Origin of the sequence: Enterobacter sp. 03-F-07-AD-ECC (assembly GCF_047530935.1) — a bacterium.
In the GTDB taxonomy this organism is placed as follows: domain Bacteria; phylum Pseudomonadota; class Gammaproteobacteria; order Enterobacterales; family Enterobacteriaceae; genus Enterobacter; species Enterobacter cloacae.
Genome location: NZ_JBLKBZ010000010.1, coordinates 73,476 through 96,544, shown reverse-complemented (window position 1 = coordinate 96,544; position 23,069 = coordinate 73,476). Strand labels below are relative to the sequence as shown.

21 protein-coding genes are annotated in these 23,069 nt (G+C 53.7%); 11 read left to right on the top strand and 10 right to left on the bottom strand.

Annotated features, from left to right (window positions below; genetic code table 11):
• Positions 1-47 precede the first annotated feature (47 nt).
• The gene (locus tag ACMWKA_RS16105; protein ID WP_414760419.1) at positions 48-1,628 is read left to right on the top strand and encodes a phosphoethanolamine transferase; all 1,581 of its coding nucleotides are present in this window, start codon (positions 48-50) and stop codon (positions 1,626-1,628) included.
• A 74-nt stretch (positions 1,629-1,702) separates the two neighbouring features.
• Here the strand turns inward: ACMWKA_RS16105 and ACMWKA_RS16100 are convergent, their stop codons facing one another.
• Complete coding sequence (locus tag ACMWKA_RS16100; protein ID WP_414760418.1) at positions 1,703-2,800, bottom strand: glycosyltransferase family 9 protein; 1,098 nt, start codon at positions 2,798-2,800, stop codon at positions 1,703-1,705.
• Between the two features lie 310 nt (positions 2,801-3,110).
• Here ACMWKA_RS16100 and ACMWKA_RS16095 point away from each other — a divergent pair, with 310 nt between their 5' ends.
• Positions 3,111-3,911 (top strand): glycosyltransferase family 2 protein, encoded by an 801-nt coding sequence (locus tag ACMWKA_RS16095; RefSeq protein WP_029881905.1) that lies wholly within the window; start codon positions 3,111-3,113, stop codon positions 3,909-3,911.
• On the opposite strand, the gene ACMWKA_RS16090 is transcribed toward ACMWKA_RS16095, so the two are convergent.
• Genes ACMWKA_RS16090 through gpmM form a run of 3 tightly spaced genes read right to left on the bottom strand, consistent with a single transcriptional unit; the run spans position 3,912 to position 7,685 of the window.
• Positions 3,912-4,844, bottom strand: coding sequence for a divergent polysaccharide deacetylase family protein (locus tag ACMWKA_RS16090; RefSeq protein ID WP_414760417.1), 933 nt, complete (start codon positions 4,842-4,844; stop codon positions 3,912-3,914).
• Positions 4,845-4,847: 3 nt separating this feature from the next.
• Positions 4,848-6,107, bottom strand: a complete 1,260-nt coding sequence (gene envC, locus ACMWKA_RS16085) for a murein hydrolase activator EnvC (RefSeq protein WP_414760429.1) — start codon at positions 6,105-6,107, stop codon at positions 4,848-4,850.
• A 33-nt stretch (positions 6,108-6,140) separates the two neighbouring features.
• Positions 6,141-7,685 (bottom strand): 2,3-bisphosphoglycerate-independent phosphoglycerate mutase, encoded by a 1,545-nt coding sequence (gene gpmM, locus ACMWKA_RS16080; protein WP_414760416.1) that lies wholly within the window; start codon positions 7,683-7,685, stop codon positions 6,141-6,143.
• Positions 7,686-7,933: 248 nt separating this feature from the next.
• On the opposite strand from gpmM, the gene ACMWKA_RS16075 reads away from it, so the two are divergent.
• The 5 genes from ACMWKA_RS16075 (at position 7,934) to cysE (ending at position 11,045) form a co-directional block, all read left to right on the top strand.
• Positions 7,934-8,365: a rhodanese-like domain-containing protein gene (locus ACMWKA_RS16075; RefSeq protein WP_013094920.1), complete on the top strand. Its 432-nt coding sequence runs from the start codon at positions 7,934-7,936 to the stop codon at positions 8,363-8,365.
• An 11-nt stretch (positions 8,366-8,376) separates the two neighbouring features.
• Entirely contained in the window at positions 8,377-8,628 is a 252-nt protein-coding gene (gene grxC, locus ACMWKA_RS16070; RefSeq protein WP_010426371.1) for a glutaredoxin 3, read from the top strand.
• 33 nt (positions 8,629-8,661) lie between these two features.
• Entirely contained in the window at positions 8,662-9,129 is a 468-nt protein-coding gene (gene secB / locus ACMWKA_RS16065) for a protein-export chaperone SecB (protein ID WP_003860835.1), read from the top strand.
• Positions 9,129-10,148, top strand: a complete 1,020-nt coding sequence (gene gpsA, locus ACMWKA_RS16060; RefSeq protein WP_248048682.1) for an NAD(P)H-dependent glycerol-3-phosphate dehydrogenase — start codon at positions 9,129-9,131, stop codon at positions 10,146-10,148. Before secB ends, gpsA begins: the two co-directional genes overlap by 1 nt.
• A gap of 75 nt (positions 10,149-10,223) precedes the next feature.
• Positions 10,224-11,045, top strand: coding sequence for a serine O-acetyltransferase (cysE, locus tag ACMWKA_RS16055; protein WP_013094922.1), 822 nt, complete (start codon positions 10,224-10,226; stop codon positions 11,043-11,045).
• On the opposite strand, the gene trmL is transcribed toward cysE, so the two are convergent.
• From trmL to lldP, 5 genes are all read right to left on the bottom strand, one after another.
• Entirely contained in the window at positions 11,042-11,515 is a 474-nt protein-coding gene (gene trmL, locus ACMWKA_RS16050) for a tRNA (uridine(34)/cytosine(34)/5-carboxymethylaminomethyluridine(34)-2'-O)-methyltransferase TrmL (protein WP_013094923.1), read from the bottom strand. The two genes, cysE and trmL, sit on opposite strands and share 4 nt — an antisense overlap.
• Before the next feature lie 45 nt (positions 11,516-11,560).
• A complete protein-coding gene (locus ACMWKA_RS16045; protein WP_020686509.1) occupies positions 11,561-12,901 on the bottom strand; it encodes an MFS transporter in 1,341 nt (446 codons plus the stop codon).
• A gap of 181 nt (positions 12,902-13,082) precedes the next feature.
• Positions 13,083-14,270, bottom strand: a complete 1,188-nt coding sequence (lldD, locus tag ACMWKA_RS16040) for an FMN-dependent L-lactate dehydrogenase LldD (RefSeq protein ID WP_013094925.1) — start codon at positions 14,268-14,270, stop codon at positions 13,083-13,085.
• Positions 14,267-15,040, bottom strand: a complete 774-nt coding sequence (gene lldR / locus ACMWKA_RS16035) for a transcriptional regulator LldR (RefSeq protein WP_020686511.1) — start codon at positions 15,038-15,040, stop codon at positions 14,267-14,269. Before lldR ends, lldD begins: the two co-directional genes overlap by 4 nt.
• Positions 15,037-16,692: an L-lactate permease gene (gene lldP / locus ACMWKA_RS16030; protein WP_023621174.1), complete on the bottom strand. Its 1,656-nt coding sequence runs from the start codon at positions 16,690-16,692 to the stop codon at positions 15,037-15,039. Before lldP ends, lldR begins: the two co-directional genes overlap by 4 nt.
• A gap of 1,083 nt (positions 16,693-17,775) precedes the next feature.
• Here lldP and ACMWKA_RS16025 point away from each other — a divergent pair.
• From ACMWKA_RS16025 to ACMWKA_RS16010, 4 genes are read left to right on the top strand one after another with little or no spacing between them, the layout of a single operon-like run.
• Positions 17,776-18,357: a fimbrial protein gene (locus ACMWKA_RS16025; RefSeq protein WP_414760415.1), complete on the top strand. Its 582-nt coding sequence runs from the start codon at positions 17,776-17,778 to the stop codon at positions 18,355-18,357.
• Positions 18,358-18,388: 31 nt separating this feature from the next.
• Positions 18,389-19,060 carry a molecular chaperone gene (locus ACMWKA_RS16020; protein ID WP_029881912.1) on the top strand — a complete coding sequence of 224 codons (672 nt, stop codon included), beginning with the start codon at positions 18,389-18,391 and terminating at the stop codon, positions 19,058-19,060.
• Between the two features lie 3 nt (positions 19,061-19,063).
• Complete coding sequence (locus ACMWKA_RS16015) at positions 19,064-21,544, top strand: fimbria/pilus outer membrane usher protein (RefSeq protein ID WP_029881913.1); 2,481 nt, start codon at positions 19,064-19,066, stop codon at positions 21,542-21,544.
• 9 nt (positions 21,545-21,553) lie between these two features.
• A complete protein-coding gene (locus tag ACMWKA_RS16010) occupies positions 21,554-22,648 on the top strand; it encodes a fimbrial protein (protein WP_058678530.1) in 1,095 nt (364 codons plus the stop codon).
• Positions 22,649-22,681: 33 nt separating this feature from the next.
• Here ACMWKA_RS16010 and ACMWKA_RS16005 read toward each other — a convergent pair whose 3' ends face one another.
• On the bottom strand, positions 22,682-23,044 hold the full coding sequence (locus ACMWKA_RS16005; protein WP_023621173.1) for a YibL family ribosome-associated protein: 363 nt from the start codon (positions 23,042-23,044) through the stop codon (positions 22,682-22,684).
• Positions 23,045-23,069: the final 25 nt, after the last annotated feature.

The window sequence follows — 23,069 nt, the reverse complement described above, 5'->3', positions numbered from 1 at the left end:
TAATAATAATTACGTCAGGAAGACACTGTCAGGCTTGTCAAAACATTATGTCCACGCACCTTTCGCTGAAGCTGGTTGATACAACTTCACGGTTTACCTCTTTTTTAAATCTGGCGATTTCTCTTTTAATATTTATGGCTGTAAATATTTTACATGCCCGATATAATTTGGTAATTAACAGAACGTTTGTTTTTTTGCTGATGTTGTTGATGCTCAAGTGCATAGACAATAAATTAATACGCAATGTACTGGCGATTGTACTTCTCATTCCAGTTGCGGCAGATATTTCTCTCCAGCTACACGCATGGAGAAATTTCGATTCTGCGTTTAGTTATGGGTTTGCAATGAGCATAATCCACTCCACACCGGATGAAGCAAGTTCAATGCTCAGCGTGTACTGGCGTGAATGCATTATTTTTATCACACTCTCTGCTTTTTTTATTTATACCGCAAATACGGGTGCATGGCCCGTTGCACCGCGATTTCGTCGCTGGCCTGCCATTGTGCTTGGTGTGACGTTGTTGGCTTTCTATGGTCAGGCACTACAGCACCAGTTCAGGAAAAGCAGCGTCGAAAGTCTGGCGCAGCGCGTGGTTCAGGCGACACCAGTCAGTACGGCAAAAGTTTTTATGCAGGCTTTTGAAGATAACGCGGTCATTGCCAATATCGGTAACAACATTCCTGATTACAAACTCACGCTTTCGGATACCGGTATTGAGAACTACGTGCTGGTTATCGGTGAGTCTGAGCGAGCGGCGAATATGGGCATCTATGGTTATCAACGAGATACTACACCAGAGCTGGAAAAGCAGAAATCGCAGCTCTTGCTGTTCCGTAATGCTGTAGCGCCAGCGCCGGTCACGATTATGGCCGTACCGTTGGCCATGACCGCTGATAAAGTGAATATTCGCGATCCGAAAAAATATGGTGATAATGTTATTAATATTGCCAATAAAGCAGGCTATGAAACTTATTGGTTTAGTCATCAGGGTAAAGGCGGGGCGCATAACAACGTCATCACCGGGATTGCCATGAATACGAAAAAGCATGAATGGCTCGAAGGCGGTTACGATGAAGATCTTCTACCTCTGTTGCAGAATGCATTAAAAGCCCCGGGTAAAAAAGTGATCGTCTTGCATTTATACGGCAGCCATGAACCATCCTGTACGCGCTTTCCGGCAAACCAGGCGGTGTTACATGGTACCAATGAGGCCGATGACTGTTATGACAACTCGGTACGGTATACAGACACATTGATGGGCAAGATGTTTAGTATGCTGGCCAACTCGCGTTCTTCGGTTATGTATTTTTCCGATCATGGTTTGATTCGTGATCCGCAACGCGCTGTCGTTTACTCTCACGGTAATGTGAACCCTCCACGAGAGGCTCTGCACATCCCTGTGTTTATCTGGTATGGGCAACAGGTTGATAAAGCCAGGCAATACACAGGAGACTATTACACCGTCTGGTCTGCTGATGATGTGAACACGCTTGCTGAATTGTGGTTGGGGATCCATCGTCAGGGTCAACCTGTCCAGTCGGTACACTCATGGCTTGCCGGTTACGATAAGAATGTCTCAGTACTGGATACCACAGGTAAGACCTATTACTGGAGTAATATACGTTAGCCCGGACGTGTGATATCTACTGCACATCAAGGTGACGTAAAATAATAAAAGGGGCCTGAGGCCCCCTTTTATTATTAGTTCGCAGAACTATCGTTACTAAGTTTATTCAATACTTTTGATGAGATATCATCAATGTTTATTTTATTGTAGCGCTTGTCAAATATCAGTTGTTCTGAATTCTTGCCTACTGGGGAGAAAATAGTATTGCCTTCAAAGTTTTTATTATGATCCAGCAGCATTGAAAAATAGATGGCAATAATTTTTTTATCAAACGCACAGGCGATATGAACAATGGCCGTATCAACAGAGACCACTAAATCGGCTTTTTTTATGAGCGTGATAGCATCCCAAAGCGATTTAAATCGACAGACAGTAATTTTCTCATCATCGAAGGCAAGGTCTGCCAGTTTTTTTCCTTCACCAATGATTAAAACTTGTGTATCCGGGTGCTGCACAATATCAATCGCCAGTTTTTCCAGTTGAGGCAGAGAAAGACTGCGTTCGGCTACGCTCGCGAAGGGATTAAGCACAACGATCTTTTTACCAGCATGAGGTTGTAGAAAATCATCAATAAAAACTTCATGCTCGGGTAAAACAGGTAAGGAGTAGCTAAGAGATGCGGGCTTAATACTTAAAGCGTTAAGTATTTTTTTTTGGGGATGTGTAATATGAAACTCAGGACTCACCGGTAACATTAAGTTATAGGGTTTATCCAGCCAGCCACCAAATCCAATCGCATATTTATAATGAATTTTTGCCAGAAGTTGTGTGTTAAATAATTCCTTTCTCTTCATCCATGAATAATGACTAATCACCAGATCTGTCTCGATATCTTTCATTTTTTTGATATTGTTGATATCGACAACATAAACTTCGTCAATGTCAGTCATCTTCTCGAAGAGATCGCGATTTCGTTCTTCAACAATGACCTGAAGTTGATAGCCTGCATCTTTCAGATTACGCCAGGTTCCTGTATGGCATACCGCATCGCCAATTCCAAGATCAACAAAAGGGAAAAGAATTTTTTTAACGCTGGAGACGTCAATTTTTTCTTGTCGCTTATCCTGTAATTGTCGCGATAAAGAAAGCAACTGTAGCCGTCTTTTTAATTCTTTAGTTTTATAGTTTCGCTGCCTGTTAATTTCCTTTAAATAACCAATTATTTTCTTCATAACCACGCTAAACCAAATTAAGCATTTTACTGTGGGTAGTATAATCTTAACGACAACGAAAAGGAATGTCTGAGGAAATAGAACAACGCGACAAAGATTTTACTGTTACTTAACAATAAGTTAATGCATTTTTTCACTCTGTGAGTTCCGTCATTTTTTCTGGGATGACTATCATGTTATAGAGTTTTTTATTGACCAAAGTGAGCCTTGCCAGCTTTTCCATAAAAAATAAGATACAGATTCGGAAGTGACAACAGTGATAGCTGGCACTATCTTGTCAGGAATGACTTGACTGAGTTCAGGAGACCACATGTTTAAACTAACCGTATGTCTTTTGACATACAACTCTGCCCGCTTGTTACATAAGGTGTTAACGCCGTTAATGAGTATTGCAGATGAGTTTATTGTTGTTGATTCTGGTAGTTCAGATGAGACATTAGTTATCCTTCAGGAATATGCCATTACACCAATATTTCATCCGTATGCAATGCACGGTGAGCAGATGAATATTGCCATTTCCCGGTCATCTAACGACTGGGTGTTATGTATGGATAGTGACGAAATACTCGATGAAGACACTATACACTATATCCTGGCGTTAAAGTCTGGAGAGGAGCCGCCCGCTGATTGCGGATGGAGCCTGTCACGCTACTGGTATGTCTTAGGCGAGCGCACACGAACCATCTATCCGATTTCTTCTCCAGATTTCCCATTAAGATTGTTCAACCGCCAGCATGTCAGATTTAACAATCGACCAGTGGATGATAAGGCGATAGGTGCGGCGCGGGTGACACGTATACCTGGCCATGTCCGGCACGACACATTTTATTCCCTGCATGAAGTGTTTAATAAGCTGAATGTCTATACCACCCGAGTCGTAAAATATCAGACGCTCAGGCCGTCAATCGCACGTGGTGTGGTGAGTGCTATTGGGGCTTTCTTTAAATGGTACTTGTTTAGCGGGGCATGGCGGCAGGGGAAAGTTGGTGTAGTTACAGGGCTCTATGCCACCTTGTACAGTTTTTTAAAATATTTCAAAGCCTGGTATCAGTATCAGGATGAACGTGAGTCCGCTGCACGGGAGCACACGGACTCTCACCTTATAAAATAGTTACGCTTTCTTACCCCAGCCCTGCCACTGATGTTGAAAATATTGCACCAGCGTACTCTGGCTCATGCTTTCACCAATCACAGAGAAGAACCGGGTAGCATAAACCGGTTCAGGGGCATGTTTCGGCACACAGCGTTTTACGCCGCGGAACGGGTTACGCGGCGTTGATGATCCTGGTTTCCCCTGGTTCGGCGTTGACGTATCAACCTGTGGTTCGTTCAGGAGATCGCTCGGGCGGACCAGCGTGATATCCGAAGGCAATGTCGGCAGCATTTGCTGCAGGACGCGAACGGTCGACGGATGCGGGTGGCCGATGGCAATCGCGGAGCCATTGCGGCGGGCCAGCTGCACAGCGCGATTAAACTGCACGCGAATGTCTGCTTCGTTCTGCGTATCGTCAAGGAACACCTTGCGCTTAATCACCTTCACCCCCGTTCCCTGCGCGGCACGCATCGCCTGACTGTTGCCGATGGTCATGCTATCGAGGAAGTAGAGGTTGTAACGCTCCAGCGCCTGCATCACTTTGAGCATCCCGTACAGGCTGGATGTCATCGCGCTGCCCATATGGTTGTTTAACCCCACGGCATACGGCACTTTGTTGTAAGCGTCGCGGATAATGCGATCGATCTCATCGCTGCTCATCTCAGGGCGCAGAGTATCTTTTTCCAGCGATTGTTTGCTGATGGGGGCCATCGGCAGATGGATCAAAACCTGGTGGCCGCTGTTGTGGGCCTTGGTCGCCATCTCACGCGCGTGTGGCGCATTCGGGAGGACGGCGACAGAAATGGCTGCCGGCATCGCCAGCACCTGATTTTCATAGTGCGGACGATAACCGAAGTCATCAATCACAATGGCGAGTTTACCGGCGTATACCGGTGCGACCAGCGCCAGTGCGCTGGCGACGGAGAGAACAATTCGACGAAATTGAAGCAAAACTTATCTTCCCAACCACGGCTGTGGATTGACCGCCTGACCCTGGCGACGAATTTCGAAATAGAGTGACGGGCGGCCCTGACCGCCACTGCTGCCCACAAGGGCGATGGGTTGACCCGCGCGCACCTGAGTGCCAACGCTGACCAGTGCGCTCTGGTTGTAACCGTAGAGGCTCATGTCGCCTTTACCGTGCTCAACCACCACCACAAGCCCGTAACCCTGCAGCCAGTCGGCCAGGATCACGCGGCCATCGGCGATGGCTTTCACTTCGCTACCTTCAGACGCACCGATAACTATCCCTTTCCAACGTAGTTCACCCTGCAGCTGTTCGCCATAACGATGCAGAATTGTACCGCGAACGGGCCAGTAAGCCTGACCGCGAGGGGAGCCCAGGCCACCGGTTCGTGACATCAATGAGCGTTCGCTTTCGCTTGGTTTATAGGTCGTGCCTTTACGGGAGGCTTCCTGCTGCTTATCGCGAACGGCCTGCGCCTCGCGAGCCTCTTTTTCGGCGCGGGCTTTTGCCGCGGCCTCCGCTCGGGCGATGCTGTTACGCAGCTTCGATTCGTTGGCGCGCATTTCGCTCAACTGGCTCTGACCAGCCTGAATGGAGGATTCAAGCCCGGAAAGGGTTTTCTTACGTTCGTTGCGAGCCTGCTCGAGCTTCGCCTGCTGGGCCTGCTGTTCGTAGAGCAGCGTCTGCTGCTGGCTCTGCTTCTCTTCCAGCTCGGCTTTTTGCGTGGTGACCTCTTCGCGCGTCTGTTTTAGCTGCGCGATAGTCTCCTGACGCGCCTGGTTCAGATAGCCGAAATAAGCCTGCAGGCGCTGACCGCGCTGGCTCTCTTCACCGCTGAGGATCAGCTGAAGGCCGGTGTGTTCACCCTGGCGGAATGCGGCGTCAAGTTGCGCCGCAAGATTACGTTCCTGCGCATCGCGCTGACGTTCCAGCTTGGCAATCGACGCGTTCATCTCGTCGATCTGTTTATTCAACTGGGAGAGGGTGTTTTGTGTTTCGCGGAGCTTACGTGCGGCGGCGGAGATCGCCTCTTCCTGCTGCTTAAGCTGAGCAAGCAGCGACGCGCGTTGCTGTTGCTGCTGACGTACCGCACGCTCTTTGGAGGCGATATCGGCCTGAATGGATTTCAGCTGGTCGCGATCGTCCGCGTGGGCGGATGCGGCGCACAGCAATACGCCAGCGCTGAGTGCGCTGGCGTAAAACAGAGGTCTGACTGATAACCTAAGCGGTTTCACGACCCATGTGATTGAAAAAATCGCCTTTCCCCTCATGGGGAGCGATTATTCCACGATGAACAGCGGCTTACCAGTCATCTCTTCAGGGATCGGCATACCCATCAGCGACAACATGGTTGGCGCGATGTCAGAAAGCTTGCCGCCTTCCACTGCTTTCAGTGCTTTATCACCTACATAAATCAGCGGAACCGGCAGGTTGGTGTGGGCGGTGTGCGCCTGTCCGGTTGCCGGGTCGCGCATCTGCTCTGCGTTACCGTGGTCAGCGGTAATCAGCAGCTGGCCGCCAACGGATTCAACCGCTTTGGCAACCTGCTCAACGCAGTGATCCAGCGCTTCAACCGCTTTAATAGCCGCTTCCATCACCCCGGTATGACCCACCATGTCACCGTTCGGATAGTTACAGATGATGGTGTCGTATTTACCGCTAACGATCGCCGTAACCAGTTTTTCGGTCAATTCCGCAGAGCTCATCTCTGGCTGCAGGTCATAGGTAGCGACTTTTGGTGAATTAATCAGAATGCGCTCTTCGCCTTTGAACGGCTCTTCTACACCGCCGTTAAAGAAGAAGGTGACGTGGGCATATTTCTCGGTTTCGGAGATACGCAACTGCGTCTTATCGTTTTTCGCCATCCACTCACCGAAGGTATTGGCCAGTGAAGCTGGTGGGTAAGCGCATGGGGCGTCGATGTCAGCGGCGTATTCGGTCAACTGGATGAAGTTGATGTTCACCGCTTTCTTACGGGCGAAACCGTCGAAATCGCTGTTAACGAATGCGCGGGTGATTTCACGCGCACGGTCAGCACGGAAGTTCATGAAGATCAGCGCGTCGCCATCTTCCATGGCGGCATCAGCCTGGCCTTCTGCTCGAATGACGGTCGCTTTCACGAATTCGTCGTTTTCATCGCGCGCGTACGCGGCTTCAAGGCCCTCAACGGCAGTCGCAAACTGGAACTCGCCTTTTGCCAGCGTCATCAGGTCATAGGCCTGTTCCACACGATCCCAGCGATTATCGCGATCCATGGCGTAGTAGCGGCCAATAATAGATGCCACGCGGCCTTTGCCCAGTACGGCAAATTTCTCTTCGAAGGCTTCCAGCGAACCTTTAGCGCTACGCGGTGGCGTATCGCGGCCATCAAGGAACGCGTGCAGGTAGATTTTTTCCGCACCGCGCTCAGCGGCCAGTTCAACCATCGCCATAATATGATCTTCATGGCTATGAACGCCGCCGGCAGACAGCAGACCCATGATATGCACGGCTTTGCCTGCGGCAACGGCTTTATCCACCGCACCGCACAGCACAGGGTTGGCGAAGAAGGTGCGTTCTTTGATTTCAACATCCAGACGCGTCAGATCCTGATAGACGATACGCCCGGCGCCCAGGTTGACGTGACCGACTTCAGAGTTACCCATCTGACGGTCCGGCAGACCCACTTCCAGGCCGGATGCGTCAATCAGAGTGTGGGGACGTTTCGCCCACAGCGCATCCATGACCGGGGTTTTAGCGTTGAAAATGGCGTTATCCTGTTGATCTTCACGGTAGCCATAGCCATCCAGAATCACCAGTACCATAGGTTTTTTAGAAACCGACATTGCGACAACCTCATGCTCAAGAGTCAAAAATTTGCGTAATTTTACTACAGCTGAATCGTTCAAATAGCCGCAGAAGATCAAAGAAAGGGCAGGGGCAAGATGCTTCTCCGACCATTTTGAGGCATTTTTTTAGGTGGCATGCCGCAGAAAATGGATTAGCTTAGGGTCGCTGGCTGTATTTGCCACAACGCACAGGTATACTCCTGTCCTGGTTTTTTTAATCACTAAGTCGGGAGTAGTTACCCTCCATGCAAGAAATTATGCAATTCGTTAGCCGCCATCCGGTTCTGAGCATCGCGTGGATTGGCCTGCTGGCCGCTGTGCTGTTCACCACATTTAAGGGCCTGACGTCTAAGATTAAGGTTATCACCCGTGGTGAAGCGACGCGTCTGATTAACAAAGAAGATGCCGTCGTGGTCGATCTGCGTCAGCGTGACGATTTCCGCAAAGGGCACATTGCAGGCGCTATCAACCTGCTGCCAGCTGAAATCAAAGCCAACAACGTGGGCGAGCTTGAGAAGCATAAAGCCCAGCCGATTATCGTTGTTGACGGTACCGGCATGCAGGCGCAGGAATCTGCTAGCCTGCTTCATAAAGCAGGCTTCGAAAACGTCTCTGTACTGAAAGAAGGCATTTCCGGCTGGAGCGGAGAAAACCTTCCTTTGGTGCGCGGTAAATAAGGAGTTCAGTGATGGCCAATATCGAGATCTACACCAAAGCGACCTGCCCGTTCTGTCACCGTGCGAAAGCGCTACTGAACAGCAAAGGCGTAACGTTCCAGGAACTGCCGATCGATGGTGACGCGATAAAACGCGAAGAGATGATTCAACGTAGTGGTCGCACGACGGTTCCGCAGATTTTTATTGATGCGCAGCACATTGGCGGCTGTGATGACTTGTATGCGCTCGACGCCCGTGGTGGACTCGATCCCCTGCTGAGCTAAGAGACTTTAGGACAATTTAAAAAGGGTTTTTCCATGTCAGAACAAAACAACACCGAAATGACTTTCCAGATCCAGCGTATCTACACCAAGGATGTCTCTTTCGAAGCGCCAAATGCGCCACATGTTTTCCAGAAAGATTGGCAGCCAGAGGTTAAACTTGATCTGGATACCGCATCAACCCAGCTGGCTGATGACGTGTATGAAGTCGTACTGCGTGTGACCGTGACCGCCTCTCTGGGCGAAGAAACTGCATTCCTGTGTGAAGTTCAGCAGGGCGGTATCTTCTCCATCGGCGGTATTGAAGGCAACCAGATGGCGCATTGCCTGGGTGCATACTGCCCGAACATCCTGTTCCCGTATGCGCGTGAATGCATCACCAGCCTGGTTTCTCGCGGTACATTCCCGCAACTGAACCTTGCGCCAGTTAACTTTGATGCGCTGTTCATGAACTATCTGCAGCAGCAGGCTGGCGAAGGTGCTGAACAACATCAGGATGCCTGATGAGCACTGTTAATGCGTCAATGACTGTGATCGGTGCCGGCTCTTACGGCACCGCTCTTGCCATCACGCTGGCAAGAAATGGTCACGAGGTGGTCCTCTGGGGCCACGACCCAAAACATATCGCAACGCTGCAGCACGACCGCTGCAACGTGGCGTTCCTTCCTGACGTTCCGTTCCCTGACTCCCTGTATCTGGAAAGCGATCTTGCGACCGCGCTGGCAGCCAGCCGCAATATTTTGATTGTGGTGCCGAGCCATGTGTTTGGCGACGTGCTACAGCAGATCAAGCCGCTGATGCGCCCGGATGCACGCATTGTGTGGGCAACGAAGGGGCTGGAAGCCGAAACCGGTCGTCTGTTGCAGGACGTTGCCCGCGAAGTGCTGGGTACCGAGATCCCGCTGGCGGTTATCTCCGGCCCAACGTTTGCCAAAGAGCTGGCCGCTGGCCTGCCGACAGCGATTTCGCTGGCATCCACCGACCAGGCCTTCTCCGACGATCTCCAGCAGCTGCTGCACTGCGGCAAGAGCTTCCGCGTGTACAGCAATCCCGATTTTATCGGCGTGCAGCTGGGCGGTGCGGTGAAGAACGTCATCGCCATTGGCGCCGGGATGTCCGACGGCATTGGCTTTGGTGCCAATGCACGTACTGCGCTGATTACCCGTGGGTTAACCGAGATGTCCCGTCTCGGGGCGGCACTGGGTGCCGATCCGGCCACCTTTATGGGGATGGCGGGTTTAGGCGATCTGGTGCTGACCTGTACCGACAACCAGTCGCGTAACCGCCGCTTTGGCATGATGCTCGGTCAGGGCATGGATGTAAAAGGCGCGCAGGAGAAGATTGGTCAGGTGGTTGAAGGCTACCGCAATACCAAAGAAGTCCGCGAATTGGCGCACCGTTTTGGTGTCGAAATGCCAATAACCGAGGAAATTTATCAGGTATTGTATTGCGGAAAAAATGCGCGCGAGGCAGCATTGACCTTATTAGGTCGTGCGCGCAAGGACGAGCGCAGCAGTAACTAGTCGGAACCATTGTCACCTGAATGACCCAGCCAGCGCAGAACTGGCTGGTCATTATACTATCGTCTGGAGTAAGCAATGCCGTGTGAAGAACTGGATATCGTCTGGAATAATATTAAAGCCGAAGCCCGGGCGTTGGCCGACTGTGAGCCGATGCTGGCCAGTTTCTACCATGCAACGTTACTCAAGCACGAAAACCTCGGTAGTGCCCTGAGCTATATGCTCGCCAACAAGCTGGCGTCTTCAATCATGCCCGCCATCGCCATTCGTGAAGTGGTGGAAGAGGCCTACGCCGCAGACCCGGAAATGATCGCCTCTGCCGCCTGTGATATTCAGGCCGTGCGCACGCGTGATCCGGCGGTCGATAAATATTCTACGCCGCTGCTGTACCTTAAGGGTTTTCATGCCTTACAGGCGTACCGCATCGGCCACTGGTTATGGAAGGAAGGCCGCCGCGCGCTGGCAATTTTCCTGCAAAACCAGGTTTCTGTGACCTTCCAGGTTGATATTCACCCGGCGGCCAAAATTGGCCGGGGGATCATGCTCGACCATGCCACCGGGATTGTTGTCGGTGAGACGGCGGTCATTGAAGATGACGTGTCGATCCTGCAGTCGGTTACCCTGGGCGGTACCGGCAAAACCAGCGGCGATCGCCATCCGAAAATTCGTGAAGGGGTGATGATTGGCGCGGGTGCCAAAATCCTCGGCAATATCGAAGTGGGCCGCGGCGCGAAAATCGGCGCGGGCTCTGTGGTGCTGCAGCCCGTGCCGCCGCACACCACCGCCGCTGGCGTACCGGCGCGCATCGTCGGTAAGCCAGACAGTGATAAACCATCGATGGACATGGATCAGCACTTCAACGGCATTCACCATACGTTTGAGTATGGTGACGGCATTTAACTTCTGAGAATGGCGCCCGGATACCCCAGCTGGCGCCAGGCTTCATACACCACCACGGACACCGCGTTCGACAGGTTCATGCTGCGGCTGTCCGGCATCATCGGAATACGGATTTTCTGCTCAGCGGGCAGGGCGTCCAGAATCGTGGCCGGCAGGCCGCGGGTTTCCGGGCCAAACATCAGATAGTCACCTGCCTGGTAGCTCACGGCGCTGTGCGCGGGCGTGCCTTTGGTCGTCAGGGCAAACATGCGCTCTGGCTTTTCGCTTTCCAGAAACGCGGCGTAATCATGATGGCGAACCACCGCGGTAAATTCATGATAATCCAGCCCCGCACGACGCAGGCGTTTATCATCCCACGTAAAACCCATCGGCTCGATAATATGCAGGCGAAACCCGGTGTTGGCGCACAGGCGGATAATGTTGCCGGTATTAGGCGGAATTTCTGGTTCGAATAAAACGATGTTAAGCATGCTGCCCCCTTAATTGCGGGGGCAGCATAGCAGAAATGACGGGCACTACGCGACGCCGGGTTCCTGTGGGCGGCAGCGCAGCATTTTATAGACGGTGGCACCCGCAGCCACCAGCGCGGGCAGGCTGAGGATCATCAAAATACTGTCTGCCTGCCACTGCATGGAGAGAAGCTGCGCGCTGGTCATGGTACCCGCCACGCCACCAAAACGGCCAATTCCCTGCATCCACGCGATACCCGTCGCGCGGCATTCGGTTGGGTAGAAGGTGGCGGCCAGGGTTTGCATCCCTGATTGCGCGCCGTTCATGGCGATCCCCATCAGGAAAATCAATCCGCCAAACAGGGCGATGTGATTATGCTCCATGCCGAGCAGCAGGATGAGCGCCATGGTCAGCATAAACCCACCTGCCACCACCCTGTGCGCCTCCCAGCGGTCCATCATCCACCCGGCGAGAAGAATGCCTGCGGTACCGCCGAAGGTGAACAGCGAGGTGAGCCAGGCAGATTCCGCCAGCGGATAACCCATCCCCAGCATCAGCGTCGGCATCCAGCTCAGCAGGACGTAATAAATCACCAGCCCCATAAAGTAGGTCACCCACAGCATCAGGGTGCCGGGCAGCCAGGGCATAGAAAACAGCTGTGCCACGCTCCCTTTCTTAGACGCGACCCGCTCCTCCGCCAGGAAAAAGCCGGTCACGCCATCCAGCGTGCCGCGGGCGAAGCGGCTGGCGATACGGCGGATCTGCATCACGTCTCTTCCACGCTGAACCAGAAACTTCACCGACTCCGGCAAAAACAGCGCCAGCAGCAGCGTCAGGATCAGCGGGGCAATTGCGCCGGTCAGCAGTACGCTTCGCCAGCCGTGGTGAGGAATCAGCCAGGAGGAGATTGCCCCACCCCCCGCCGCGCCCAGAGGAAAACCGCAGTACATGGTATTGATCGCCATGGCGCGACAGCGCTTAGGGGCAAACTCTGAGATCAGCGTGATGGCGTTAGGCATTGCCGCACCCAAACCCAGGCCGGTGAGAAATCGCCACAGCGTCAGGGTGTTCAGGGTTTGCGCCCAGGCGGCGCCCAGGCTTGCAAGACCAAAGAATAAACACGAAAAGACCAGCACGCGCTTGCGGCCCATCCGGTCCGATACCGGACCTGCGATCAGCGCACCCAGCGACAGTCCCAGCAGCGCGGCACTCAGTACCGGCCCCAGATCCTGTTTGTGGATCCCCCATTCTGCCGAGAGCGTCGGGGCAATATAGCCCATTGCCGCTGTATCGAAACCATCGATTGCCAGCACCAGAAAGCCCAGCACAATGAGTAGCCAGTGAAACCATGAAAAGGAACTGTCGTCGATTACCTGCTGAATATCCACCTTACCTGAATAGGCCATACGCTCCTCTCTGATGTGATGTTGTTTTTGTGTTCTTGTATTTGCTTGTCTATACAATTGCGTGTGGCGGGTGATGTCAAATATTCTTATCTAATATGTTATCTAGATGTTATTTACGACACAAAAACGCGCCCGATGGAGGAGATCGGACGCGTGAGAAAGGTAGGTTAAGCGGAGGGGATCAGGCCGCGTCTCCGTGGGTAAGCGGTGCCAGTGCCGCAGGGATCTTGCTCAGCTCCTGCACCAGAGAATCCTTGCTGATCTCGCCGATTGTTTTCGCCCCGGTGAGAGTCATTGCAACCTTCATCTCTTTCTCAATCAGGTTGAGCAGGTTTGCTACCCCTGCCTGGCCGCTGGTGGCCAGCGCGTAAAGATAAGCGCGTCCCAGAAGTACGCTGTCGGCGCCGAGCGCAATCATTCGCACCACGTCCAGCCCGTTACGAATACCGCTATCGGCGAGGATAGCGATGTCGCCTTTAACCGCATCGGCAATCGCCGGAAGGGCGCGTGCGGATGAGAGCACGCCATCAAGCTGACGTCCGCCGTGGTTCGAGACCACTATCCCGTCTGCGCCAAAACGCACCGCGTCGCGGGCGTCGTCCGGGTCGAGGATCCCTTTGATCACCATTGGGCCGTCCCAGAATTCGCGGATCCACTCCAGGTCTTTCCAGGAGATGGACGGATCGAAATTGTTCGCCAGCCAGCCGATATAATCTTCCAGCCCGGTAGGCTTACCGAGATAAGCCGAGATGTTACCCAGATCGTGTGGACGGCCATTCAGGCCCACGTCCCACGCCCACTGCGGATGTGTTACCGCCTGCCAGTAACGACGCATAGCAGCGTTCGGGCCGCTCATGCCGGAGTGGGCATCACGGTAGCGCGCGCCGGGGGTGGGCATATCAACGGTAAAGACCAGCGTGGAACAGCCCGCCGCTTTGGCGCGCTCCAGCGCGTTACGCATAAAGCCGCGATCGCGCAGGACGTACAGCTGGAACCACATCGGGCGCTTGATGGTCGGGGCGACCTCTTCAATCGGGCAGACAGACACGGTGGAGAGGGTAAACGGGATGCCTTTGGCATCCGCCGCGGCTGCGGCCTGCACTTCACCGCGACGGGCGTACATGCCACACAGCCCGACCGGGGCAAGCGCTACCGGCATGGAGAGCGTTTCGTTAAACAGTTTCGTCTCAAGGCTCAGATCCGACATATTCTTCAGCACGCGCTGACGCAGAGCCACCTCCGACAGATCTTCCACGTTACGGCGCAGGGTATATTCGGCATAGGCCCCGCCGTCGATATAGTGGAACAGGAACGGCGGCAAAATACGCTGCGCCGCGGCGCGGTAGTCACTGGCTGCTGAAATAATCATGCTTTGTTCTCCCTGGATATATCACTGTCGCCAGGCAGACGGGTAATACGCGCCTGTCGGGCCTGATCTTCATCAAATCGTTTAATGGTGGTGTGGACGAAGCCCAGATGCGCCATCATCGCCTTGCGTGCGGCCTCGGCATCACCGGCCAGAATGGCGTTGAGCACCGCCTCGTGCTGTTCGGTCAGTTGAGCAAAGACCGGCGGGACCAGATACATGCGCTGGCGGCTCTGCTTCACGGAGGATTGCAGCAGGTCGAAAAAACCGCGCATGGTCTGGAGCAGCACCACGTTGTGTGATGCCTCGGCAATCGCCAGGTGAAAGCGGACATCCGCCTGCGAAGCGATATCCGGGTCGCTGCTTTGCGTGGCGTCGAAGCAGGCCCTGAGCTTCTCTTTGTCGGCTTCGGTTGCCCGCATGGCCGCATGCCAGGCGGTACTGGTTTCGATGGCGTGACGGGCTTCGAGGATGTCGAAGCTGTAGTCCGGGTCATTCTCCATCAGGGTTTTGAGCGGCTGGACGATGTTTTGCTCGGACCAGTCGTCATGTTGCCAGCGCACAAAGGTGCCGCCGCCGCGACGGCTTACCAGTACTCCTTCGCTGACCAGCGTCGCCAGCGCTTCACGCAGGGAATTGCGCGACACGCCAAGCTGAGCGGCGAGTTGACGTTCGGCGGGCAATTTCATGCCCGCTTCCAGCTGTTGTTCTTCAATCAGCGCCCGCACGCGAGAGGCAATCTCGTCGGACAGGCGTCTGGGCATGACTATCATGGGATCATCCAGGTTAAGACATAGGCCTGCAGGGTGGTGATCACCCCGACCATGCAGGTGAATATCAGGCTGTGTTTCACTGTAAAACGGAACAGGTCGGACTCTTTACCCACCAGCCCTACTGCCGCACAGGCAATGGCGATGGACTGCGGAGAGATCATCTTCCCGGTCACGCCGCCGGTGGTATTCGCGGCCACCAGCAGCACGTCAGAGACGCCAATCTGCTGAGCCGCCGTCGCCTGCAGGGCGGCGAACAGGGCGTTAGACGAGGTATCTGAACCGGTCAGGAACACCCCCAGCCAGCCGAGGAACGGCGAGAAGAAGGTGAAGGCGTGGCCGGTATGGGCCAGCGCCAGTGCCAGCGTTGATGACAGGCCAGAGTAGTTTGAGATAAACGCGAACGCCAGCACCATGCCGATGGAGTAGATCGGCAGCATCAATTCTTTAATGGTCGCCGCAAAGGTCTGTACCGCGGCGGCCGGCTTCATGCGCAGCCACACCACAGAAAGGAGTGCGGCAAACAGGATGGCCGTGCCGGTGGCGGAGAACCAGTCAAACTTAAACACTGCCGCGTACGGCGTGGCGTCGTGCACCACTGGCGGCATACGGGCGACCATCTTGTCGAGGAACGGCACGGAGATGTTAATCACCATGTCGTACAGCGCACCGCCCGGGGCAAACAGGGCCTTAAACGGCGGGATGCTCCACAGCGTTACCGTGGCGGTCAGGAACAGGAACGGTGACCAGGCGCGAACGATCTGCCCGGCGGTATAGCCCGTGCGGGCGAGCGTCTGATCCACGTGCGACGCGCCCATATCGGCAAAGCGGAAGATGCGCACAGGCTGCCAGCGTTTCAGGAACAGCGTCAGACAGACCAGCGACACCAGGGAAGAGATAATGTCCGGCAGCTCCGGGCCAAGGAAGTTCGAGCTGAGATACTGGGCAATCGCGAACGAACCGCCCGCCACCATCACCGCAGGCCAGGTCTCCTTCACGCCGCGCCAGCCGTCCATAATCGCCATGATCCAGAACAGCACGATAATGGTCAGGAACGGCAACTGGCGGCCAACCATCTGACCAATCTCGAAGCTGTCCAGGCCAGTCACCTGGCCTGCGACCAGAATCGGAATACCCATCGCACCAAACGCCACCGGCGCGGTGTTGACGATCAGGCAAAGACCGGCGGCATAGAGCGGGTTAAAGCCCAGCCCCACCAGCAGCGCGGCGGTGATTGCCACCGGCGCACCAAACCCTGCCGCCCCTTCCAGAAACGCCCCGAAGGAGAAGCCGACAATCAGCATCTGCAGGCGCTGGTCCGGCGTGATGGAGAGAATCGACGAGCGAATGATGTCGAACTGCCCGGTTTTGACTGAGATTTTATAGACGAAGACTGCGGCAATGATGATCCACGCAATCGGCCACAGGCCATAGAAGAAACCGTAGACAACGGATGCCAGCGCGCGATCGATCGGCATTTTGTAGAAGAACAGCGCCACCAGCAGCGCGATGGCGACGGTGTACGTCGCGGCGAGGTAGCCCTTCAGCTTGAGCTTAATCAGCGCAAAGAAGAAGAACAGGATCGGCAGCGATGCGATCAGGCTAGACAGCCAGATATTTCCGGCCGGGTCGTAGTTTTGTTGCCAGAGGCTCATGCAGGTCTCCTGGGGACCAGACAGCCTATGCTGCGGGTGAGTCTCCGCTCATCTCTGCGTCACAGTCTGTGTAAAAGTGGTCCTGCCAATATTGTGTTGTAGGGGTAATGACAATGAATGGTTAATCAACTGTTGCTATTCGGCAATATATTTGTGACGTGAATCATTGAAACTGTGAACGAAGGATAGCTTTAAAACTCATTGGTAGGACCAAATCCACGATGTTCAGGGGTGAGCAGGAACTGGGTCAAAATCGTGTCATTCAGTCAGGCGCGGTGCCTTGAGAAGGGGATAAAGAGAAGCAAGTACCGCAATTATGTTAACTATGGGAGGGGTTTATGTTTTATTCTGGTTTGCGTTGGGTGTCTTGCGTGTTAATGGTGTGATTTTTTACCTAAAAATAAAAAATTTTTTTAGGTAAAAATGCGGAATATCATGTTTAGCAAAAAATTACATTTAAGGTAAATTTCACATATAGGATTTAACAGCTTATTACAAACGATCATTTGCTGATCAATGATAAAATATCCTTTATAAGCGCACCTGGCCAGTATAAAAACGATGTTTTTCGGACGATGCTAATAATTTCTTCTAATAATATTCTTAAAAAAATTGATCAAACAATGATCAGTTGTGTAAGTAAAATAATTTAGCTTCGGTATTAGGAGGTAGTTAATAATTCTCAGGGCTGTGGAAATGCGTTAAATATGTTATCTGGCTGTTAAATATGAAATGTGAAACAGGCCTGCTGAGCGCTTTTAAGTGCGTAGACGTTAAAGGACATTTGATTTACTATTTATTCAGATACAACGTTACAGAAGATGCTGAATTAAATTTTAACCACAAACTAATCATTGTTATTTGCGGCCTGGCGGATTTTCCAAAACTGTAGGATATAGCGGAAGGGTTTGCAGAAAATATACGGATTGTCACGCTGGGATGGACCCTGATTTATTCTTTGAGGTCGCGTCACCAATTCTGTTAGTACCCTTTGGGTGACGGTTTTAAAATCCTTATGGAAATTATTGTACCTGGTACAACAAATCAATATCTGTTTAATTTACAGAGGGGAAAGTGTTCCTAATGAAAATCAAAAATGTGGCGCTGGCATTTGCCACGGCGGGGTTTCTGTTATCTTCTCAGGCGGTGCTGGCAAGCAGTAATTCAGGCGTTAATACTAGCATGAATACAGACGCAGGTACACAGAGCACAGGCGGTACAATCAACTTCACCGGCAAGATTACCCTTATTTCCTGTAACATTACTACGGCATCAAAAACCAGAACGGTAGATCTTGGGGCGTGGGCGAAAAGCTACTTCGATGAACACGTTGAAACAACGCCGCGTGAGTTCAAAATCAACGTCGAAAAATGCCCGGAAACGGTTAAATCTGTGGCGGTGCTGTTTGACGGGAATAAAGATGCGGTTGATGACTCGCTGTTGCAGGTTACGCCAGGCACGGGTATGGCGACGGGCGTCGGGGTGAAGCTTTATAACAGCGATCGCAGCACGGTTATTAAGCCGGGTACGGTTTCAAAAACCACCGCACCAGATGCTCAAGGCAATGCAGAATTAACGTTCTTTGCCGCACTGGACAAAGATGGAACGGAAATCAAAGCGGGTGATGTCAACGCTGTGTCCAATTTCCTGATGGTTTATAACTGATTATTTTTAGCCACCTCCAGAGATAATAGAGATGAAACGTTTGTCGTATATTATGCTCACTGCATTAATGATTAGCTCTGCGTCAGTTTCCGCAGGCGTAGTAATGGGGGGAACACGGATCGTATACCCGCAAAACAGTAAGGAGGTGGCATTTTCTGTATCTAATATGGAAAGTGCAGTTCCCTATTTGATTCAGTCGTGGGTTGAGAATGACGCTGAAGGGAAAAACCGCGCCGCGCCATTTATCGTCACGCCGCCACTATTCAGGCTTGATCCGGATCAGACCAATACGCTTCGTATTCAATATACCGGCGCGCCGCTGCCCGCAGATCGTGAATCCGTATTTTGGCTCGATATTAAGGCCATTGCGCCAAAGCCAAAAGAGAGCAGCAACGAATTACAAATTAACGTTAAATCGAAATTTAAAATTTTCTACCGCCCTGAAAACCTGAAAGGCGATGCTGCAACCGCCTGGCAAAAGGTGAGGTTCTCAACGACGCAGAAAGGGCTTGAGGCCACCAACCCGACGCCGTACTACGTCTCTTTTTATCGCCTCAGCGTCTCGGGGCACAACATTGAGCAACCGGGCATGATCGGCCCAGGCGAAACCCGCGAATGGCCTGTGGCAACCTCCGGCAGCGTTACCTGGTCGGCTATTAATGATTTTGGCGCTATTACCGCGACCCGGTCGCAGCCTCTTTAAACCATGCCTTCTCGCCTGTTTCGTTATGCGCCACTTTCGGTGCTGCTGCTCAGCTTCAGCCGTACAGGATGGGCCGAGGATTATTTTGATCCCGCCGCGCTGGAGCTTTCTTCTGCCGAACAGAAAACGGCGGATCTGCACTATTTCTCCGAAAAGGGCGGGCAGATGCCCGGCACGTGGCTCGTAACGATTGAGGTTAACGGACGCGAGGAACGGCATCAGGAGATTACTTTCGTCAATGAGAAAGGCAGCCTGCAGCCCGTGTTTAGCGTGCCGCTGCTGGAGACGCTCGGGGTGAATGTGGGGGCGATCCCGGCGCTTTCCCGGTTGCAGGAGGGAGAGACCTTCACGCATATCGCCGATTTTATCCCGGCGGCGCGGACCTCCTATGATTTTAACCAGCAGCGCCTGTTTCTCAGCCTGCCGCAGGCGGCGATGACGCACCGCAGCCGTGGCTATGTGCCCCCCTCGCAGTGGGATGATGGTATTCCGGCGGCATTTGTTGATTACAGCCTCACGGGGGGGCAGGCTCATCATCAAAACGGCGACACGACGTCAAGCTACCTTAGCCTGCGTAACGGCGTAAACCTGGGACCGTGGCGGCTGCGTAATACGTCGGCCTGGAGTTACAGCAACGCGGGCGGCAATCGTTTTCAGTCACAAAGCAGCTGGCTGAGCAGGGATATTCGCAGCCTGAACAGCCAACTGCGGATCGGCGATGCCTGGACTGCCGGCGACCTGTTCGATAGCGTGGCGTTTCGCGGGGTTCAGCTCTCATCCAGCGAGAGTATGTTACCCGACAGCCAGCGCGGCTTCGCGCCGACAATTCGCGGCGTCGCGCACAGCTATGCCAGGGTTTCTGTTTCGCAAAATGGCTATGTCATTTATGAAACCTGGGTTGCCGCCGGGCCGTTTGTTATTAACGATCTGTTCCCCGGCGCGCAAAGCGGCGATTTGCAAGTGACCATCACGGAAAGCGACGGCTCGAAACGCGTATTTACCCAGCCTTATTCTGCGGTACCGTTTATGCGGCGCCAGGGCAGCCTGAAATACAGCCTCAACGCCGGACGCTTTCACTCCGGCTCCAGCGATGCCCGGTCGCCGGACTTTGTTGAAGGCGCTTTTTTCTACGGCTTGTTCTCCAGTATGACGGTATACGGCGGCTTTCGTACCGCGAATAACTACCAGGCCGGCGCCATTGGCGTGGGCAGAGGGTTTGGCGCGTTCGGCTCGCTGGGCGTTGACGATACGCTGGCAAAAAGCCGTTTATCTGACGGCAAAAGCGTAATAGGGCAGGCGTGGCGCGTTCAGTATCAGAAGGATTTTAATACCACCGGCACCGCCTTCAATCTGGCGAGCTATCGTTATGCTTCGCGCAATTTTTATGAGTTTAGCGAGCTGAATCAGTCTGACAGCCAGCAGTTACGGCTCAATAACCGCCGTAGCCGCTCGCAAATAACCTTCTCACAGACGCTGGGGCAGTTCGGCAGTCTTAGCGTTTCGGCGTGGATGCAGGATTACTGGCACACCTCCGGGCAGGATAAAACCATACACCTTGGCTGGTACACCAGCTGGCGGGGCATTTCATGGGGAGCGGGGTATGACTATACCGACTCAGCACGTGAGCAACATCCCGATCGCACCGTGTCGTTTAATATCAATATTCCGCTCGGTAACTGGCTACCGGACAGCTCGGTGAGTTACTTCATCAATAAAAATAACCGTGGGATGTCCACGCAGCAGGTGTCACTCAACGGCAGCGCGCTGGCGAACCGCAACCTCAACTATAGCGTTCAGCAGAGTAAAGCCAGCGAGGGACAAGCCGACAGCACCAGTCTGGCGCTGCAATATAACGGCGGCTACGGCAACGTAAGCCTCGGTTATGATCGCAGCCGAAACGGCGATAATGCCAGTCTCGGCCTCGCCGGGGGCGTTATCGCCACGCAGTATGGCGTCACGCTCAGCCAGCCGCTGGGCGATAGCGTCGCCCTGCTGCGCGTGCCTGGCGCGGCGAACGTTGAGCCGGAGGGCTACAGCGGCATCCATACCGACAGTCGCGGCTACGCGGTTATGCCCGCGCTTTCGGCCTATCGTAAGAATACCGTCAATCTTGATACGGCGACGCTTGGCGAAAACGTCGACGTTGAGCAGAGCGGTCTGACGCTCGTTCCCACCAGCGGCGCGGTGGTGCTTGCTAATTACGCAACGCACATTGGCTATCGCGTGCTGTTCTCCCTGCGATACCACGGCGAGCCATTGCCATTTGGCGCCCAGGCCGAGGTGGTGGAGCAAAAACGTCGTTCAGCCAACCGAAGCATGGTGGCTGACGGCGGTCAGGCTTACCTGAGCGGAGTACCGGAGCGCGGCACGCTGCGCGTAACCTGGTATGAAGACGGAGAGCCGCGTCAGTGCCAGACGCCGTTCAAACTGGGGGCGGTTCATATGGCTCCCGGCATCGCTACGCTGTCTCTTGAGTGCCACTAGAGGAATATTATGCGTCACTTTATTCAATGGGTTTTCTACCTCAGTCTACTTTCTCTTTTTGGCATGCTGAGTTTTCATGCGCACGCTCAGGCCTCGCCCTGCCACACCACGCGCAATCAGTGGGTTGTCCAGGTACCCTACGCCATTGGATATGCTCCTGGCACAGCGGACTGGACGCCGGTTTCCGCGCCGATACAGTCTACCGGGGCGGATTTTTACAGCTGCGATGGCGGAAATGACGCCTGGCGAAGTATCGGATTTGTCGAGATGGATAATCCCGTCGGCACCGTGGTGGGGGAAGACGGTGCGTCGCGGCACGTCTACAAAACCCAGATTGAAGGCATCGGCTACGCGCTCGGGTTCCGCGAGCAGCAGTACTGTGGTGCGGATGCCGTGCGGTATATTGACGGCACCAGCCCGGTGGACGGCAACGAGTCACGCCGTATCTGCGACGCCTCACAGAATCCTGCTTTTGCCAGCGCCTCAACCTATAAGATGCAGTTCTGGGTGGTGTTTTACAAAATACCGACGTCCAGCGCCATGCCTGATGATAACGCCAACTCCCAGGAGCAAAACGTCGGATCGCTGATATTACAGGCGGGAGAAAACAAAGCCAGCGCGACCAGCGTCGCGACACCGGTGCAGATCCGTCTCGCCAGCTTCACGGTCAGGCATACCAGCTGTTCCGTTGGTTCCCGCAGCATTCTGGTGCCGATGGGAACCGTAAGCCAGCGTGAATTTCACGGCACAGGCTCCCGCGCCGGTGGCGGACGCTTCAGCATTCCGGTGACCTGTGAAAATAACACGACGGTGAAGATGGGCTTTTTCGGCGATACCACGCCGGGCAACGATCGGGCGCTGGCGTTAACGAAGCAGCAGGACAGCGCCAGCGGCGTCGGGATCGAACTGCTTTATGGCGACAATACCGGCTCGGTTCAGGGGCAGGTGGTGCCGTGGAACACCCCGCAGGTGTCGGCGCTTGGGCAGGTGGGAGATAACCAGACGCAGACCTTCTGGTTTGATGCGCATTATATTCAGACAGAAGAGAACGTGACGGCGGGAAAAGCGGATGCGATGGCCACGTTTAACCTGATTTACAACTGAGTGTTCCCCTGCCGCTGCGGCAGGGGAGACCGATCAGAACGCCGTCTTACAAAAACCCGTCATCTCTTTCAGGCCCATCTCGCGGCCAAGCTCGGTCATCGGGTGGACCACCACCAGACCCCGTACGCTTTTCTTCAGCTTGCCCATATCGGCCTGCTCTTTTTTGGTAATGGCGCGGCGGTGCGGCATATTCATCAGCTTCTGCGCTTCTTTACTCAGCTTCTGGCTTTTCACTTCGCGCAGGCGCTCGATCTCCGCTTCCAGCTTCGCGGTCTCTTTCTCAAGCTCGGCGTACTTCTCGGCGGAGTCTACCAGCGAGAGACCGGCCATCTGATGGCGGATCAGATCCAGGCGGTCGCTCAGGCGTTTAATTTCGTTCTTTTCGACTTCTTTCATGACAAATAACTCTGAAAACGGGGAA